The following is a 17,127-nucleotide window of genomic DNA, read 5'->3' on the forward strand; positions in this document are numbered from 1 at the left end:
CGCCGTCACTTCGCGCTCGCGGACTCCACGACCGACAGGTCCAGCGGGAAGTCGACCGGGAAGTCGCCGAACAGCAGACGCCCCGCGGATGCGGCGGATTCCCGCACGCACGTGGCCACGGCGTCGGCATATGACAGCGGAGCGTGCACGATGATCTCGTCGTGGAGGTAGAACGCCAGGTGCGGGCGGCGCGCGAAGGCCGGGCCCGAGCGTGGCGCGGCCTCGTGCTCCGCGACATCGGGCAGAGCCGCCAGTCGGAGCCGCAGATCGGCCAGCCACGCGAGGGCCCACTCCGCCGCGGTTCCCTGCACGATGAAGTTGCGGGTGAAGCGCCCGCGGTCGCGGGCGCTCCGGCGGGCCCGCGTACGGTCGGTGTCTTCGGCATCGGCGCCGCTCGCCTCCGACTGCGACGCCGCCCACGCAGCATCCGGTGGCGGTGAGGTGCGCCCCAGCCACGTGGACACCGTGCCGCCGTCCTCGCCCGTGCGCGCCGCTTCGTCCACGAGCCGCATCGCGCGGGGAAAGGCACGACGCAGGCGCGGGACGAGCCGGCCGCTGTCGCCGGTGGTCGCGCCGTACATCGCACCGAGCAGCGCCACCTTCGCCTCAGCGCGAGTCGGCAGTGCGCCTTGCGCGACGATCCCCGCGTACAGGTCGCGCCCGCGCGCCGCCTCGGCCAGAGCCGAGTCGCGGGCCATCGCGGCCAGGATCCGCGGCTCCAGCTGCGCCACGTCGGCGATCACCAGGCACCATCCGGGATCGGCGCGCACGGCGGCGCGCAGCTGACGCGGGATCTGCAGGGCACCTCCGCCCGATGACGCCCATCGCCCGGTCACGACACCGGCCGGCACGTAGACGGGCCGGAACCGTCCGTCGCGCACCCATTCCGCCAGCCACGCCCACCCGTTCGCCGTGTACAGGCGCATGAGCCGCTTGTACTCGATGAGGGGCACGATCACCGGATGCTCGTGCCGCTCCAGTTCCCAGCGGCTGGTGGAATCGACGAGCACACCGGCACGGTGGAGGGCCCGCAGCAGCTTCGGGTGGGAATCCAGCCCGACGGTCGGGTCGCCCAGCGCCGCTCGCACCTCGCCGGCGCACTGCTGGATGCGGGCCGGCAGCCCGCCGCCCTCTCGCTCCCCCAGCGTCTCGCGCAGGATCGCGTCATGGGCCGACGCATCCCACGGCAGACCCGCCGCCCGCAGTTCGCACGCCAGCAGGGCGCCCGCCGACTCCGCCGCCGCGAGCAGCCGCAGCGCGCCCGGCGCGCCGGAGCGCGCCATCGCCGCCCGCTGCCGCGCCAGCTCGGCCATGGCCGACGCGATGTCATCGGGAGGGCCCGCGGCATGTTCACCGAGGTCGAACAGCGCCGCCTCTCCCCCAGGCGGGGTGGGCGTCGCGTCCCATTCGCGTGCGCGGCGCAGCCCGGCATCCTCGGTCACCGCCGCGGCATCACGGACGATCGCGTGCACGAGGCGCAGGTCATGCGCCTTCGACACCCGGATACCGGCGGCCAGCAGCCTGTCGTACCACCCCGGCGTGTCGTGCCACACCCACCGCGGCGCATCCGCCGACTCCCGCTCGGCCACCCACCGCGGCAACGCGGCCGCAGTCAGCTCGATGCGCGCGCGCTCCCGCCCGTCGGCATCGAGGTCGACGGCGACGACGCGGCCGTCGGCTCGACCGAGAACGGTCCAGACGCGGTCAGCGCTGTCCACGCGGGTCGAGGTCACGGCGGAAGCTCTCGCGGCGGTCCATCGCCTCGTTCGCGGCCTTGTCGGCGCGCGCGTTCGACAGCCGCGGCACCCATTCGTAGGTCACCGGGCGGCCTGCGATGAGCGTGTTCGCCTCCTGCACGAGCGCCCGCATGTCGGGATGCTTCACCTTCCAGCGTCCGGTCATCTGCTCCACGACGAGCTTCGAGTCCATCCGGACGTGCACCGAGGCCTCGGGATCGCGGTCGAACGCCGCGGAGAGGCCGGCGAGAAGTCCGTTGTACTCGGCCACGTTGTTGCTGGCGACCCCGACGTACACGCCGAGTTCGGTGACGACGTGGCCATCGGGATCCATCACGACCGCGCCGCCCGCGGCGATGCCGGGGTTACCGCGGGACCCTCCGTCCGCCTCGACGACGAGCGTGGTCACAGACCGGATTCCTCCGTGCGGACGAGGATCGCTCCGCACTCCGGGCACGTGATGACGGCGTCGTCGGCAGCCTGCCGCACCGCACTCATATCCGTGCCGGAGAGCACCATCATGCAGGCCTCGCACGTGCCCCGGCGCAGCAGCCCGGCGCCGGGCCCCCGCGCGGAGATCCGGTCGTACATCGCGACGAGGTCGTCGGCCATGGCTGCGGCGATCGCTGCACGATCGCGCTCGGCGGCCTCCAGATCGCGCGTCGCGTCGGCGACGGCGGTCTTGGCCTCGGCGCTGAGTCGTGCGCCCTCGTCGTTGGTCGCGGCGATGAGGGTCTCCTGCGCGGTGACCTCGCTCTCGGCCGTTTCGAGCCGCTCCATGACGGAGAGTTCGCCGTCTTCGAGGTCGGACTTCCGCCGCGCCAGCGAGGCCAGTTCGTTCTCGAGGCTCTGCGCCTCCTTGGCGTTGGCGCTCGTGGCCAGCCGCTGGGCGTCGCGCTCTGCACGCGCGTCCACGACGGCCACATCCGCCTCGATGCGCGCCAGTTCGGCACGCAGGTCGTCACGAAGGCCGATCAGACGGGTCAGCTCGTGGGTCTGCGTCGTGCGCTGCGCGAGCAGCTCCTGCACGCGTGCCGCCTGCGGTGGATTGGCCTTGGCGGCGCGCAGGCGTTTGATGCGCCCGTCGAGTTCGGCGAGATCGAGCAGTTTGCGCTGGTCGGCGGGGTCGGCGTTCACGTTCCCAACCTACCGCCGGGGGGCGACGGCGACCCCGCCCATCGGTGCGGGAGCGATGATCGTCACGCGGGCGGCGCGCAAGGGGTGCAGGAGAGGGCGGATGCCGTGGCTACACTTCGGGCGGAGCACCCCGGTGGCACGGCTACCGTGCGACCGATGCGCAGAGCCCCGTGAGCGAGAGGAACTTCGTGGAAGACGGACAGACCGCCACAGAGCAGGGCAGCACGGCGCGCGTGCACCCCGAGCACGGCCGTCAGGTCGGTGATCCGTTCGGCCTGGACCTGCAGCGCATCCAGTTCTCCCCGTACTTCTCCCGGCTCTCCGCCGTGACGCAGGTCGTGTCTCCGTCCATCTCCGGCGCTCCGGTGCACAATCGGCTCACCCACACCCTCAAGGTCAGCGCCATCGCGCGCGCCGTCGCCCGCCACCTGAACGAACGCTCCGGCCGGTCCGGTGGCCCTGAGGTGTGCAACGAGACCGTCGTGGAGTGCGCCGCGCACGCGCACGATCTCGGGCACCCTCCCTTCGGTCACCTCGGGGAATCGGTGCTGAACCGCGTGGCCCGCGAAGAGCTCGGCCTCACCGACGGGTTCGAGGGCAATGCGCAGACCTATCGCATCCTCACCGCACTCGATGTCACCGAGCACGTCCCCACGGGCCTGAACCTCACGGCAGCGGTGCGGGTGGCCACCGCGAAATACCCGTGGACGCCCGCGGTGAACAGCGAGCAGCTGGGCGAGCGCGGGGTCCCGCGAGGCATGCGGCGGACCGCTGAGCGCGGCCTGCATGTCTTCAAGTACTCGGCGTACGAGATCGACGGCGCGGATCTGGAGCAAGCGCGCAATCACCTCGGGATCGCCCCCTTCCGGCAGTCGGTGGAGGGCGCGGTGATGGACATCGCCGACGACATCGCGTACTCGGTCCACGACGTCGACGACTTCTACCGGGCAGGGATCCTCAACCACGCCCCCATCGCGGCGGAATTCGACGGCTGGCTGGAGTCCGCCGCCCAGTGGCGCCGGCGCGGCGACGACGACGTGCGGGCGGAGACGGAGCGCGGCGCGGCGATCGAGCGGCTGCGCCGCAAGATGCGCCGCGACGACCCGTGGGTCGCCGACGACGACGCCTTCCACAATGCCGTGTCGACCGTGCATGAAGAGCTCGTGGACGACCTGCTCGGCCGGCCGTTCGACGGCTCGCTGAGCGCCGAGCGGCAGCTGGCCACGTTCACGGACCGGTGGATCCGGGCGCTCCAGGCCTCCGCGGCGCCGACCTCGGCGGACGACCCGCGCTCGGGGCCGGTCCGGCTGTCGACGACGGCGTGGCACCACGTCGAAGTGCTGAAGTTCGTGCACAAGCACTTCGTCCTCAGCCGCCCCGACCTCGCGATCCACCAGCGGGGGCTCAGCCGCGTGCTGACTCGCTCCGTGGACGCCCTGACGGCCTGGCTCGAAGACGAGCACGACCGCAGGCGAGTCCCCCGGCGGCTGCGTGAACTGATCGAGCTGGCGCGGGAGGGCTACGAGCGCCGCGGCCGGGATGAGCAGTCCGCGCGCACCGCGGCGGAACGCAATCGGATGGCCCGGGCCCGGGGCATCCTCGACTATGTCGCCTCCCTGACGGATGCGCAGGCGATCACGTTCTCCGAGACCATCTCCGGGCGTGGAGAGCGGCTCTGGTCACTGGGCCAGAGCCTCTGATCGCCTACGACCGGTACCCGGCGTGATCGGGGTTGGGCTTCAGCGCCCACCCGTCACCGTCGGCCACCACGAGGTTCTTCATCCCGCCTGCGTCGGCGATGAGCGCGTAGTCCTGTCCGGCATCTGCGGCATAGCTGAACAGGGTGACGAACGGTTCGTCCCCGACGTTCACGCTGCGATGGATCCAGTGCCCCGGCACATTCACCGCCTTGCCCGGCGTGAGCTCGATCGCCGACTCCTGCCCGTCGACGGTCTCCAGCAGCATCACGCCCCGTCCGCTCAGGCAGTAGTACAGCTCCGCCCGATCGGCGACGGCGTGCAGGTGACCGCGAGTGACGGCGAACTCCTCCCCGTACCGGCCGGGGAGAAGCGTGCTCGTCCCGACGATCAGTGCGCCGGGCCCCTCCTGGTAGCGCTGATCGTCGACCCAGTAGACGAGCGCATCCGCTCCGCGCGCCGCGGCGGCGTCCCGCCACGCCTGCTCATCGCGGTACACGCCGCTCATGTCACCGAGGAACTTCTCGTAGCGCCGTGAACGACCCTCGATCCCTCCTTCCGGCGAGATCTCGAGCAGGGTGGGGATGTCCACTGCGGTTGGCGTGCTCACGACGGCTCTCCTACGACTTGTAACTACAGGACTTGTAATTACAGGTATACTCCAAAACAGCACGATCCGGAACCGCACTCACCGAAGCAGGCACTCACTGTGATCATCGCCCACGACCTCGGCACCACCGGGAACAAGGCCTCGCTCCACCACGACGACGGCCGTCTGGTGGCATCCACGACAGTCCGCTACCCGGCGCACTTCGCCGCCGGCGGCATCGCCGAGCAGAATCCGCAGGACTGGCTGGATGCCGTCGTCTCGGCCACCCGCGAGCTTGTCGAGCGCACCGCTACCGCGGCATCGGACGTACACGGCCTCGTCGTCAGCGGTCAGATGATGGGCGCCGTCCTCCTGGACGGCGAGGGCACGCCGGTGCGACCCGCGATCATCTGGGCCGACACCCGGTCGGGCGCGCAGCAGCGCGAGCTCGAGCGAGTGCTCGGCGCCGAGCACGCCTACGAGATGCTCGGACACCGGCTGAACCCCACCTACTCGGTCCCGAAGATCATGTGGGTGCGCGATAACGAGCCCGATGTCTGGGCTCGCGTCCGACGATTCTGCGTCGCCAAGGACTACATCGTGCTCGGCCTGACCGGACGCCTGGCCACCGACCGCTCCGATGCCTCGGGCACCAACGCCTACGACCAGCGCACCGGCGACTGGTCCGACGAGGTTCTCGCGGCCGCGGGCCTGGACCGCACGCTCTTCCCCGAGATCCTCGACTCGACCGCGATCGCTGGAACACTGACGGATGCCGCAGCGGCCGCACTCGGCCTGCACACCGGCGTCCGCGTCGTCATGGGCGGCGGCGACGGCCCGATGGCCGCCGTCGGTTCCGGCATCGTCGCTCCCGAGGACGGCGCCTACGTGTGCCTGGGCACCTCGTCCTGGATCTCGTTCGCCAGCCCCGCCCCGGTGCGCGATGCCGGAATGCGCACCTTCACGTTCGACAACGTCGTCCCCGGCGGCTTCGTGCCGACAGCCACCATGCAGGCCGGGGGCGCTTCCATTCAGTGGATCTCCGAGGCGCTCTCCCCCGACCCCGCACACCCCGAGACCGCGCGGCTCACCGCAGAAGCGGCCGGCGACCTCGACACCGAGGATCTCTACTTCCTGCCGTACCTGCTCGGCGAACGCTCCCCCATCTGGGACCCGAACGCCCGCGGCGCGTTCGTCGGCATCGGGCGCCACCACACCCGCCGGCACCTCGTCAAGTCGGTGCTCGAGGGCATCGGGTACAACCTCCTCACCAGCATCCATGCCTTCCGCGAGTCCGGCGCCTCGATCGACCGGATCGACGCCGTGGGCGGCGGGGCGCAGAGCGACGCGCTGCTGCAGATCCTCGCCGACGTGTGGGGCGTGCCGGTGCGCCGGCGCACCATCGTCGAGGAAGCGAACAGTCTCGGTGCCGCCGTCACCGGCGCGGTGGGTCTCGGACTCGCCGACTTCTCCGCCGCGCGGGCGCTCAGCGAAGTGACCGCCGAGTTCACGCCGGATGCCGGTCGCCACCGCGTGTACGCATCGCGCCACGCCCGCTTCACCGCCGCATACGACGCCCTCGCGCCGTGGTTCGCCGGAGGGGCGGGCTGATGGGCATCATCCTCGCCACCAGCCGCTCGTTCTCGGACGGCGACATGGACCTCCTCGCACGTGCGGCGCACGCCGGTCACCAGATCGTCCGCGGACCCGCCCACCATGATCTCGACGAGCTCGCCCCGCTGCTGGCGACAGCGGACGCGTGGATCGCCGGCACGGGCCCCGTGACCGCCGCGCATCTGGACGCCGCGCCGCGCCTCAGGATCGTCGCCCGCTACGGTGTCGGCACCGAAGCCGTCGACCTCGGCGCTGCCGCAGAACGCGGCATCATCGTCACCAACACGCCCGGCGCCAACGCAGACGCCGTCGCCGATCACGCGGTCGGCCTCATGCTCGCCGCCCTCCGCCTGATCCCCGACGGCGATCGCCGCGTGCGGCGGGGGGACTGGAGCGTCCGCCGGGGGCGCGAACTCGGCGCCGCCACGGTCGGCATCGTCGGCTTCGGCCGCATCGGCCAGGGCGTGGCGCGACGACTGAGCGGCTTCGGCCCGCGCATCCTCGCCGCCGATCCATTCGTCCCTGCCGAGCAGTTCCCCGCACTCGGCGTCGATCGCGTCGAGCTCGACGAATTGTTCCACTCCGCCGACCTCATCACGCTGCACGCCCCCGGCGGACAGCGACTGGTCGACACGCATCGGCTCGACGGCATCCGCCGCGGCGCGATCATCGTGAACACCGCCCGCCCCGACCTCGTCCACGAGGCGGCCGTCGCGCGCGCGCTGGCAGACAGCCGCCTTGCCTGCTACGCCGCCGACACCCTCGACGGCGACACCGCCGCATCCGCGAGCCCTCTGCTCGCACCCGAGCTCGCCGAGCGCGTGATCATCACCCCACATCTGGGCGCGCAGACCACGCAGGCCGTCGACAACATGGGCTCCCTCTCGCTCGACGACGTGATCGCCGTGCTCGCGGACGCCGCGCCCGCCCACCCCGTCTCCCCCTGAAAGGGCCGTCATGACACACACCCCCGACGCCGATTACATGGGCTTCGTCGGCGTCACCACCGCATCCTCGTCGATCATGAAGGTCTTCCCGCTGTGGGCCGACATCCTCGGACTGCCTACCCGCACGCTGATCGGGCACGACCTGCCGATGGATGCGACCACGGAGCAGTACCGCGCGATCGTCGAGCAGATCCGCGATGACCCCCACCATCGCGGCGCCCTGGTGACCACGCACAAGATGAACGTGTACGCCGCGGCATCGGATCTGTTCGAGGACCTCGACCCGTTCGCGGTGTCGTGCTCGGAGATCTCCAGCATCGCCAAGCGCGGCGACATCCTCTCCGGACGCGCGAAGGACCCCATCACCGTGGACCTGGCGCTGAACGACTTCCTTCCGGCCGATCACTTCGCCCGCACCGGCGCACACGTCATCATCCTCGGCGCAGGAGGTTCGGGCACGGCGCTGAGCTGGGCGCTGTCCGAGCGCGCGGACGCGCCCGCGAAGGTGACCGTGACCGCCCGCGATGACGCCAAGCTCGATCACCTGCGCGAGGTGCACCGTCAGCACGGCACCCGCGACGGGCTCATCGAGTACGTCCGCACGGACTCGATCGCCGATGCCGCCCAGCTCGTCGCCGCCGCTCCCGCCGGGTCGCTCATCGTCAACGCCACCGGTCTCGGCAAGGACCGCCCCGGCTCCCCTCTTCCCGATGACGTCGCCTTCCCCGAGGGCGCCTACGTGTGGGAGTTCAACTACCGCGGCTCGCTGGAGTTCCTGCACCAGGCGCGTGCGCAGCAGGAGAGCCGCGCGCTGCACGTCATCGACGGCTGGCGGTACTTCATCCACGGCTGGTCGCAGGTCGTCGCCGATGTGTTCGAGCTGACGCTGACGCCCGAGGTCGTCGAGCAGCTCGCGGAGGCCGCCGAAGGAGCCCACTGATGATCCGCACGGTGCTCGCCGACCTCGACGCGGCGGAGATGGGCCCGACGAACTATCACGAGCATCTCTTCCAGGTCACCCCCCTCCTGCCCGGTGACGAACTCGACGACGAGGACGCCTCGCGCACCGAGGCCGGGCTGCTGAAGGCGAGCGGCTTCGCCGCGATGGTGGACGCCACCCCCTTCGGCCTCGGACGCGACCCGGAAGCGGTGGCACGCATCAGCGCGGCGACCGGACTGCACGTCGTCGCAGCGACCGGGCGGCATCGCGAGGCGCACTACGGCTCCGACCATCCGATTCGGGCGTGGCACGCGGAGCAGCTCGCGGAACTGTTCATCGCCGACGTGACCACCGGCATGCCCGTCGATGACGCCATCGTCCTCGAGCGCCCCGACGTACCGTTCGCCCATGCGCCGGACGGTAGCCCCGTGCGCGCCGGCCTGCTCAAGGGCGGCATCGACTACTGGCGCATCAGTGCGTTCGAACGCACGACCCTCGAGGCTGTGGCCACGGCGCACCGCGCGACGAACGCACCGGTCATGGTGCACCTCGAATTCTGCACGGCGGCGCACGAGGTGCTCGATCTGCTCGCGACGGAGGGCGTGGCATCCGATCGGGTCGTCCTCGCACACGCCGACCGCGATCCGGACGCCGGCCTGCACGCCGCGCTGGCAGAACGAGGGGCGTACCTCGGCTATGACGGTTTCGCTCGGCCGCGCACCCGCAGCGACGCGGAGCTGCTCGCACTCACGGTCGAGGCCGTCCGACGTGGCGCGGGCGACCGCATCCTCCTGGGCGGTGACGTCGCCCGCCGCACCCGGTACGTCTCGTACGGCGGCATGCCCGGGCTCGCCTACCTCGGCGACCGCTACCTGCCTCGACTGCGGGACGCCGTCGGCATCGGCGCCGTCGAGCGGATGCTGGTCGCCAACCCCGCCCGCCTGCTCGATCTCGCCTGACCCGCCGCCGCGCACCCCAGCGTGACACGAAGCGGCCCCTCACCCGAAGGTGAGGGGCCGTTTCAGGTCAGATCAGATCACTCGTAGAGGACTGCGGCGATCTTCTCGTCTTCCATGTTGGAGGCGTCGTACCAGTACGAGCCCGTGTCGTAGAACTCGTCCAGCGACTCGCCCATCGCGGCGTCGTACGCGGCCTGGACGACCTGCGCGCCGATGCCGATCGGGTCCTGAGTGATGGCGCCCGCCATGGTTCCGTCCTTGATGGCGTTGATCTGGGCCGCACCGGAGTCGAAACCGATGATGGTGATCTTGCCCTTCTCCAGGCCGAGCTCGTTCGCCGCGTTCACGACGCCGATGGCCGAGCCTTCGTTGGTGCCATAGATGCCCTTGAGGTCGGGGTGCGCGGCGATGATGGCCTTGGCGATGTCCGCAGACTTCAGGTGGTCGCCGTCGCCGTACTGGATGTCGACGATCTCGATGTCCGGGTAGTCCGATTCGATCTTCTCGACGAAGCCGTCGCGGCGCTCGACACCCGTGGAGTTGATCTGCGAGTGCCCGACGATGGCCACCTCGCCCTCTCCGCCGATGAGCTCTGCCATGTTCTCAGCTGCCAGCGCGCCGGCGACCTTGCTGTCGGTGGCGGCCAGGCTCAGGCCGACATCGCCGTTGCAGGGCGCGTCGAAGTAGACGACGGGGATGTCCTTCGACTTCGCCTGCTCGAGCGGGGCGACGCACGCCTCGGGGTCGAGCGCGGCGTACGCGATCGCGTCGGGGTTCTTGTCGATGGAGGCCGTCAGCATCTCGAGCTGCTGGGCGATCTCGGTCTCCGCGGCCGGGCCTTCGAAGGTGATCCGGATGCCGAGCTCTTCCGCCTTCTGCTCCGCGCCCGTCTTCACGGCCTGCCAGAACTGGTGCTGGAAGCCCTTGGAAACGAGGGCGATGTACATCTCTCCGTCGCCGCTGCCCCCCTCGGGGGCGGCGCCCTCCTCGATGACCTCGCCGCCGCCGGCGCAGCCGGCCATGACGAGTGCGGATGCGGCCACCAGGGCCGCGAATGCGGTCTTCTTGCCGAATTTCATGGAAACTCCATTGTTGTGTGAGTGCCGGCGTCTGCCGGCGGTGTGGACAGGAAGGGAACGATCAGGTGCGCTGGCGGTTGCGCAGCGAGTCGAAGAACACGGCCAGCAGCACCACGACGCCGACGACGATGTTCTGCCATTCGGTCTGGATCGACATGATGCGCAGGCCGTTGACCAGCACGCTCATGATGAGCGCGCCGACGACGGTGCCCAGGATCGAGCCGCGGCCGCCGAGCAGCGACGTGCCGCCGATGATCACGGCAGCGATGGCCTGGAGCTCGTACCCGGTGCCGATCTGCGGCTGCGCCGAGTCGAGACGGGAGGCGATGATGATGCCCGCGATGCCGGTGAAGGCGCCGGCGAACATGTAGATGAACACCGTCCAGCGGCGGGTGTCCACACCCGACAGCCGCGTCGCCTCCTCGTTGGAGCCGATCGCGAAGGTGTACCGGCCGAGCAGGGTCTTCGACAGCACGATGGCGGCGATGATCGCGAGGACGGCCGTGATGAGGACCGCATTCGGGATTCCGGGGATGATCACCCCGAGCGCGATCTTCTTGAAGTCCGGTGCCGAGGTGGAGAAGTAGATCGGCGCGACGCCGGAGATGACCAGGGCGAGCCCGCCGGCGATCATCATCATCGCGAGTGTCGCGATGAACGGGGGAAGGCGCAGGAAGGTCACGTTCAGGCCGTTGATGAGCCCCATCAGGACACCGGTCGCGATGCCGCCGAGCACGCCGACCCACACCGGCAGGCCCCAGTTCGTGACGAACACGCCCGTCATGACGGCGCACAGCGCCATTCCGGTTCCCAGCGACAGGTCGATGCCGCCGGTGATGATGACGAAGGTGGTGCCGAGGGCGAGGATGCCGATCACTGCGGTGGACAGCAGCACCGTGGCGATGTTGCTGGCCGTGAAGAAGTTCGGGCTCGCGACGGAGAAGAAGATCACCAGGACGATGAGGGTGCCGAACGCCAACGACTGCTGCAGCTGGCGCTTGAGGAACCCGGCGACGTCACGTTTGTCGGTGTTCTCGGCGACGGCCTGCTGGATGACGGTGGTCGTCTCTCCGGAATGCTGTGGGGTGCTCATCAGTCTTCCTCCCCGTGGGCTGCGAGTTGCATGATCTTCTCCTGGCTGGCTTCCTCGTTGCGGAGCGTTCCGGTGATCCGGCCGTTCGCGAACACCGCGATGCGGTTGGCGACGCGGAGGATCTCCGGCAGCTCCGACGAGATGACGATGATGGACTTGCCCGCGTCGGCGAGCTGCTGCATGAGCCGGTAGATCTCTTCCTTCGCGCCGATGTCGATGCCTCGGGTCGGCTCGTCGAAGATGAGGATGTCGCAGTCGCGCATCAGCCACCGGGCGATGACCACCTTCTGCTGATTCCCGCCCGAGAGCAGCTTCACGATCTGGTTCACCGACGGCGTCTTCACGCGCAGCTGCTGCACGTACTGCTTGGTCTGGTTCTTGGCCTTGCCGTCACCCATCCAGCCCAGCGCGCCGGCGTAGTTGCTCAACGAAGCGAGGACCGTGTTGAAGGTGACGTCCTGCTCGAGCATGAGCCCCAGCTGCTTGCGGTCCTCGGAGAGGTATCCGACGCCGCGGCGGACGGCATCCTGGGGCTGGTGGATCCTGGCATCGCGGCCATTGATCCGGATGGTGCCTCCGCTGCGCGGGTCGGCGCCGATGACCGCGCGTGCCGTCTCGGTGCGGCCCGCGCCCATGAGGCCGGCGAACCCGAGGATCTCGCCCCGGTGCAACTGGAACGACACGTCCTTGAGCAGGGTCTTGGTGGACAGTCCGGCCACGTCGAGGACGACGGGCGCGTCCTGGTGGTCACGCGCCGCAGGACGCGTGCCTTCGTCGATGACACGACCGACCATCATCTCGATGATCTTCGGGATGCTGATCTCATCCTTGTCGAGTGATCCGATGTATTGGCCGTCACGCAGCACACTCACCCGATCTGCGAGCCTGCGCAACTCGTCCATCCGGTGCGAGATGTAGACGATCCCCGTGCCGTCCGCCTTGAGCTGCTCGATCAGCGTGAACAGCGTCTCGACCTCGCTGTCGGTGAGCGCCGAGGTGGGCTCGTCCATGATCAGCACCTTGGCGTTGAACGAGAGGGCCTTGGCGATCTCGACCATCTGCTGCTCGGCGACGGTGAGCTCACCGACCTTCTGCCGAGGGTCGAGCCGGATGTTCAGGCGAGTGAGGAGTTCGGCGGCCTGGCGGTTGAGGCGGCGCTCCGACAGGATCCCGGCCGACCTCGGCTCGCGGCCGATGAAGATGTTCTGCGCGACGGTGAGATCGGGCATCAGGTTGAGTTCCTGGTGGATGATCGTGATGCCGAGCTGCTGGGCCTGCAGGGGGCTGGTCAGCTCCACCTGCGTGCCCTCGAAGGTGATCGTGCCCTCATCGCGGGTGTAGATCCCGGACAGGATCTTCATGAGCGTCGACTTGCCGGCGCCGTTCTCGCCGACGAGGACCAGCACCTCGCCGGCGCGTACCTCGAGATGCACGTCTTTGAGTGCCTGCACCCCGGGGAATCCCTTGCTGACGCCTTCCACCCTGAGGATGGGATCACTCATGTGCTCACCTGCTTCCTTGGAGGGCTAAGGGTTGATTCCTTCGTGGAATCCATTTCAAACATCGGATCAATTGTGCCGCCCCGTCTGGGCCGGCGCAAGTTGTATCTAAATGTACCTAAGGGCTCCCCCCACATGGTATGCCTGTAATAACAACTTGGTCGCGGCTGCGTTCGGATGCGCAGGGCAGGAGGACGACATGATCATCGGTGCGCACGGGCTGGTCTTCACCGGAACCTTCGACGAGGCGGGCCTGCGGCGCGCGATCGAGGGCACGAAGCAGGCGGGATTCGACCTGATCGAGATCCCGCTGATGGATGCGGAGGGGTTCGACTCCGCTCTCGCCGGGCGGATGCTGCGCGACAACGACCTCGGCGTGACGGCGTCCCTGGGTCTCACCCCCGCCACCGACCTCACGAGCGAAGACCCCGCCGTCGTCGCCGCCGGCGTCGCGATGCTGGAGCGCTGCCTCCATCACGTGGCGACCATGGGCGGCGACGTCCTGTGCGGGGTGATCTACTCCGCGATGGGCAAGTATCCGGCCCCGGCGACCTCGCGCGGCATCGACAACAGCCGGCAGGCGATCAGCGGGCTTGCCGCGAAAGCCGCCGAGCGCGGCATCCGCCTCTCGCTCGAGGTCGTCAACCGCTACGAATCCAACGTCTTCAACACCGGACGCGGCGCGCTCCGATTCCTTGAGGGCGTCACAGGTGATGTCTCGGTGCACCTGGACACCTACCACATGAACATCGAGGAGTCCGACTTCTTCCAGCCCGTGCACGACGTCGCCGCGGCCGGTCGGCTCGGCTACGTGCACATCGGCGACAGCCACCGCGGTTACCTCGGGACCGGCACCGTCGACTTCGCCACTTTCTTCCGCGCTCTCGGGGACGTCGGCTACGACGGCCCCGTCGTGTTCGAGTCGTTCTCGTCCGCCGTGGTCAGTGCCGAGCTCAGCAACACGCTGGGCATCTGGCGCAACCTCTGGCAGGACTCCGATGACCTCGCCGCCCACGCCAACCGCTATATCCGCGACGCCGTGCACGCGGTGCAGACGATCGACCTGCACTGACCTCCGCTCCCCGCGTCGGGGTGCGGGGTCAGGCCGGCTGAACACGTCGAAGCCGCTTACGCGGACGGGTGGCCGACGACGCCTTTGCGCAGCAGCGCGTTGCCGTACTTGCGCGTCTCACCGGTGCGCACCATGAGATACGCGGGCCGGGCGGCGTCGTAGTAGGCGAAGCGCTCCACGAACCGCGTCGTCTCCACCGTGGTCCCCGCGGCCGCCATCAGCTCGTGCTGCACATCGAGCACCTCGCCGTCTGCCGACTGCATGAGGTCCAGACCGGGCGCATCATCGAGAGGGATGACGGTGCGGATCGCCGTCAGCACCTCGGGCGTGGTCGTGCCGGGCAGGTCGATGACCCGCTCCCCCAGCCCCCACGCGGGGAAATGCGCGTCGGCGATCACGACGGCATCGGAGTGACCCATCCGATCCAGGTGCAGCAGCAACTCGCCCGTCAGCAGCGGGTCGATTCCTTCGAGCATGTGTCCTCCTCGATTCGGGTGCGAGCAGTCAGGCCGGGATGAGTCCCTCGTGGGCGAGCTCCGCCCAGAAGTCCTCCGGGATGGCCAGCGCTGCCAGCTGCGCGTTCTGACGCACCTGCGCCGGTCGGGAGCTGCCGAGCACCACCGACCGCACCGCCGCGTCCCGCAGCGGGAACTGGATGGCGGCCGCCGGCAGCGGCACGTCGTGCGCACGGCACACCGCGACGATGCGCTGCAGCCGATCCCAGACCTCATCGGGGACGCCGCCGTATTCGTACCGGCCGTCGCGCGTCGGCTCAGCCTGCGCGAGCAGCCCGGAATTGAACACGGATGCCGCGACCACGCCGGCCCCCCGCGCGCGGCAGGCCGGGAGCACCTCTTCGGCGGCCGGCTGCTCGAGCAGGGTGTAGCGACCGGCGACCATGATCATGTCGAGGTCCGCCGCCCGCACGGCGCGGGCCAGCGCGTGGCTGGTCATGGAGCCGATGCCGATCGCGTCCACCGCGCCCTCGGAACGGAGTCGTTCCAGTGCCGGGAACGCTGATGCGACCGCGAGGTCGAGATCATGGCGCTCCGGGTCGTGCAGATACACGAGGTCGATCCGATCGAGGCCGAGCCGCTCGTGGGACTCGGCGAGCGAGGCGCGGATGCCGGCTTCCGAGAAGTCCCACTCGCGCCGCAGGTCGTTCGGCACGAAGAAGTCGTGGTCGGTGTCCAACCCCCCGTCGAATGCGGGGTTGGGACGCAGCAGCCGCCCGGCCTTGGTCGAGACGAAGAACTCCTCGCGGGGCTTCGTCTGCAGGAACGCTCCGAGGCGGCGCTCGGAGAGGCCGAGACCGTAGTGCGGCGCGGTGTCGTAGTAGCGGACGCCGCTCTCCCACGCGGCATCCAGAACTGCCCATGCCTCATCGTCGCTGAGCTGCCGGAAGAGGTTGCCGACGTTCGCCGCGCCGTAGCCGAGCGTCGGGACCACGCGCTCAGTCGGTGACATGCGCACCCGTCCAGGCGTACTTCTTCACGCTGTCGGCCTTCATCTCCATGCCGGTTCCCGGCGCGGAGGGCGCCATGTACGACCCGCCCTGGATGTCGGTCGGGACGACGAAGTGCTCGTGCAGGTGGTCGACGTACTCGATCAGCCGCCCCTCACGCGTGCCGGTCACCGCGACGAAGTCGAACATCGAGAGGTGCTGCACCGCCTCGCACAGACCGACGCCGCCGGCGTGCGGGCACACCGGAACGCCGAACTTCGCCGCGAGCAGCAGATTGGCGATGTTCTCGTTGACGCCGGCGACGCGGACGGCGTCGATCTGCATGACCTCGATCGCCCCGGCCTGCAGCAGCTGCTTGAAGATCACGCGGTTCTGCGCGTGCTCCCCCGTCGCGACGCGGATCGGAGCGATGCCGCGGGCGATCTCGGCGTGCCCCAGGATGTCGTCGGGGCTGGTGGGCTCCTCGACCCAGGCCGGGTTGAACTCGGCCAGGGCGCCGACCCATTCGATCGCCTCGGACACCTCCCACCGCTGGTTCGCATCGATCGCGATCGGGAAGTCGGGCCCGACGACCTCGCGCGCCTTCCGGAAACGACGGATGTCGTCGTCCAGGTCGGCGCCGACCTTGAGCTTGATCTGGGTGAAGCCGTCGGCGATGGCCTCGCGGGCCAGTCGCTCGAGCTTCTCATCGGAGTATCCGAGCCAGCCGGGGCTCGTGGTGTACCCCGGGTAACCGGTGGCCACCAGCTCGGCTTCGCGCTCCTCGCGCCCTTCGACGCCGGCGCGGAGGATCTCCAGGGCCTCGGCCCGGGTGAGGGCATTGGAGAGGTAGCGGAAGTCGACGAGATCGACGAGCTCCTCCGGGGTCATCCGCGAGAGCAGCTGCCACAGCGGGAGACCTGCACGCTTCGCCTTGATGTCCCACAGCGCGTTGATCACCGCGCCGATGGCCATGTGCATCACGCCCTTCTCCGGGCCCAGCCACCGCAGCTGCGAGTCGCCGATGATGTCGCGGAAGGTTCCGCCCATGTCATCCAGCAGCGGTTCGATCTCGCGACCGACGAGGTGACCGCCGAGCGCGTCGATCGCCGCGACCTGCACGTCGTTGCCGCGACCGATCGTGAAGACGAAGGAGTGGCCCGCGATGCCGTCCTCCGCATCCGTGCGGATCACCGCGTACGCCGCCGAGTAGTCCGGATCGGGATTCATCGCGTCGGAGCCGTCCAGGCTCAGCGACGTCGGAAAGCGGATGTCGGTGGTCTCGAGTGCGACGATGCGGCTCACTGCGGTCCTCTCCTGC

Annotated in this window: 16 protein-coding genes; 6 read left to right on the plus strand and 10 right to left on the minus strand. The window is 69.5% G+C overall.

Annotation, left to right across the window (positions count from 1 at the left end; genetic code table 11):
* Positions 1–5: 5 nt before the first annotated feature.
* The 3 genes from E4K62_RS09220 to E4K62_RS09230 are packed head-to-tail and all read right to left on the minus strand — an operon-like array spanning position 6 to position 2,873.
* On the minus strand, positions 6–1,733 hold the full coding sequence (locus E4K62_RS09220; RefSeq protein ID WP_240742644.1) for a bifunctional 3'-5' exonuclease/DNA polymerase: 1,728 nt from the start codon (positions 1,731–1,733) through the stop codon (positions 6–8).
* On the minus strand, positions 1,705–2,145 hold the full coding sequence (locus E4K62_RS09225) for a reverse transcriptase-like protein (protein ID WP_135066562.1): 441 nt from the start codon (positions 2,143–2,145) through the stop codon (positions 1,705–1,707). The genes E4K62_RS09220 and E4K62_RS09225 overlap by 29 nt, the downstream gene beginning before the upstream one ends.
* The gene (locus E4K62_RS09230) at positions 2,142–2,873 is read right to left on the minus strand and encodes a zinc ribbon domain-containing protein (protein WP_135066565.1); all 732 of its coding nucleotides are present in this window, start codon (positions 2,871–2,873) and stop codon (positions 2,142–2,144) included. The genes E4K62_RS09225 and E4K62_RS09230 overlap by 4 nt, the downstream gene beginning before the upstream one ends.
* Positions 2,874–3,043: 170 nt before the next feature.
* On the opposite strand from E4K62_RS09230, the gene E4K62_RS09235 reads away from it, so the two are divergent.
* Positions 3,044–4,573 carry a deoxyguanosinetriphosphate triphosphohydrolase family protein gene (locus E4K62_RS09235; protein ID WP_135066568.1) on the plus strand — a complete coding sequence of 510 codons (1,530 nt, stop codon included), beginning with the start codon at positions 3,044–3,046 and terminating at the stop codon, positions 4,571–4,573.
* 4 nt (positions 4,574–4,577) lie between these two features.
* On the opposite strand, the gene E4K62_RS09240 is transcribed toward E4K62_RS09235, so the two are convergent.
* Complete coding sequence (locus tag E4K62_RS09240; protein ID WP_135066571.1) at positions 4,578–5,180, minus strand: glucose-6-phosphate isomerase family protein; 603 nt, start codon at positions 5,178–5,180, stop codon at positions 4,578–4,580.
* Between the two features lie 99 nt (positions 5,181–5,279).
* Between E4K62_RS09240 and xylB the strand changes: the two genes are divergently transcribed.
* The 4 genes from xylB to E4K62_RS09260 are packed head-to-tail and all read left to right on the plus strand — an operon-like array spanning position 5,280 to position 9,619.
* Positions 5,280–6,770 (plus strand): xylulokinase, encoded by a 1,491-nt coding sequence (gene xylB / locus E4K62_RS09245; RefSeq protein ID WP_135066573.1) that lies wholly within the window; start codon positions 5,280–5,282, stop codon positions 6,768–6,770.
* The gene (locus E4K62_RS09250; RefSeq protein WP_135066575.1) at positions 6,770–7,720 is read left to right on the plus strand and encodes an NAD(P)-dependent oxidoreductase; all 951 of its coding nucleotides are present in this window, start codon (positions 6,770–6,772) and stop codon (positions 7,718–7,720) included. The genes xylB and E4K62_RS09250 overlap by 1 nt, the downstream gene beginning before the upstream one ends.
* 10 nt (positions 7,721–7,730) lie before the next feature.
* Positions 7,731–8,660 carry a shikimate dehydrogenase family protein gene (locus E4K62_RS09255; protein ID WP_135066577.1) on the plus strand — a complete coding sequence of 310 codons (930 nt, stop codon included), beginning with the start codon at positions 7,731–7,733 and terminating at the stop codon, positions 8,658–8,660.
* Positions 8,660–9,619 carry a phosphotriesterase family protein gene (locus tag E4K62_RS09260; protein WP_205805739.1) on the plus strand — a complete coding sequence of 320 codons (960 nt, stop codon included), beginning with the start codon at positions 8,660–8,662 and terminating at the stop codon, positions 9,617–9,619. The genes E4K62_RS09255 and E4K62_RS09260 overlap by 1 nt, the downstream gene beginning before the upstream one ends.
* A 77-nt stretch (positions 9,620–9,696) precedes the next feature.
* Here the strand turns inward: E4K62_RS09260 and E4K62_RS09265 are convergent, their stop codons facing one another.
* The 3 genes from E4K62_RS09265 to E4K62_RS09275 all read right to left on the minus strand — a co-directional run bounded on the left by E4K62_RS09265 (position 9,697) and on the right by E4K62_RS09275 (position 13,293).
* Positions 9,697–10,698, minus strand: coding sequence for an ABC transporter substrate-binding protein (locus E4K62_RS09265; protein ID WP_135066579.1), 1,002 nt, complete (start codon positions 10,696–10,698; stop codon positions 9,697–9,699).
* A 61-nt stretch (positions 10,699–10,759) separates the two neighbouring features.
* Positions 10,760–11,791, minus strand: a complete 1,032-nt coding sequence (locus E4K62_RS09270) for an ABC transporter permease (protein WP_187270373.1) — start codon at positions 11,789–11,791, stop codon at positions 10,760–10,762.
* A complete protein-coding gene (locus E4K62_RS09275) occupies positions 11,791–13,293 on the minus strand; it encodes a sugar ABC transporter ATP-binding protein (protein ID WP_135066582.1) in 1,503 nt (500 codons plus the stop codon). Before E4K62_RS09275 ends, E4K62_RS09270 begins: the two co-directional genes overlap by 1 nt.
* Before the next feature lie 196 nt (positions 13,294–13,489).
* Here E4K62_RS09275 and E4K62_RS09280 point away from each other — a divergent pair, with 196 nt between their 5' ends.
* A complete protein-coding gene (locus tag E4K62_RS09280) occupies positions 13,490–14,362 on the plus strand; it encodes a sugar phosphate isomerase/epimerase family protein (protein ID WP_135066585.1) in 873 nt (290 codons plus the stop codon).
* A gap of 56 nt (positions 14,363–14,418) precedes the next feature.
* Here E4K62_RS09280 and E4K62_RS09285 read toward each other — a convergent pair whose 3' ends face one another.
* From E4K62_RS09285 to E4K62_RS09295, 3 genes are read right to left on the minus strand one after another with little or no spacing between them, the layout of a single operon-like run.
* Positions 14,419–14,838: an RbsD/FucU family protein gene (locus E4K62_RS09285; RefSeq protein ID WP_135066588.1), complete on the minus strand. Its 420-nt coding sequence runs from the start codon at positions 14,836–14,838 to the stop codon at positions 14,419–14,421.
* A gap of 28 nt (positions 14,839–14,866) precedes the next feature.
* Positions 14,867–15,829: an aldo/keto reductase gene (locus E4K62_RS09290; RefSeq protein ID WP_135066591.1), complete on the minus strand. Its 963-nt coding sequence runs from the start codon at positions 15,827–15,829 to the stop codon at positions 14,867–14,869.
* Positions 15,816–17,111 carry an L-fuconate dehydratase gene (locus tag E4K62_RS09295; RefSeq protein WP_135066594.1) on the minus strand — a complete coding sequence of 432 codons (1,296 nt, stop codon included), beginning with the start codon at positions 17,109–17,111 and terminating at the stop codon, positions 15,816–15,818. Before E4K62_RS09295 ends, E4K62_RS09290 begins: the two co-directional genes overlap by 14 nt.
* Positions 17,112–17,127 lie beyond the last annotated feature (16 nt).

The sequence above is a fragment of the Microbacterium wangchenii genome, from assembly GCF_004564355.1.
Taxonomy (GTDB): domain Bacteria; phylum Actinomycetota; class Actinomycetes; order Actinomycetales; family Microbacteriaceae; genus Microbacterium; species Microbacterium wangchenii.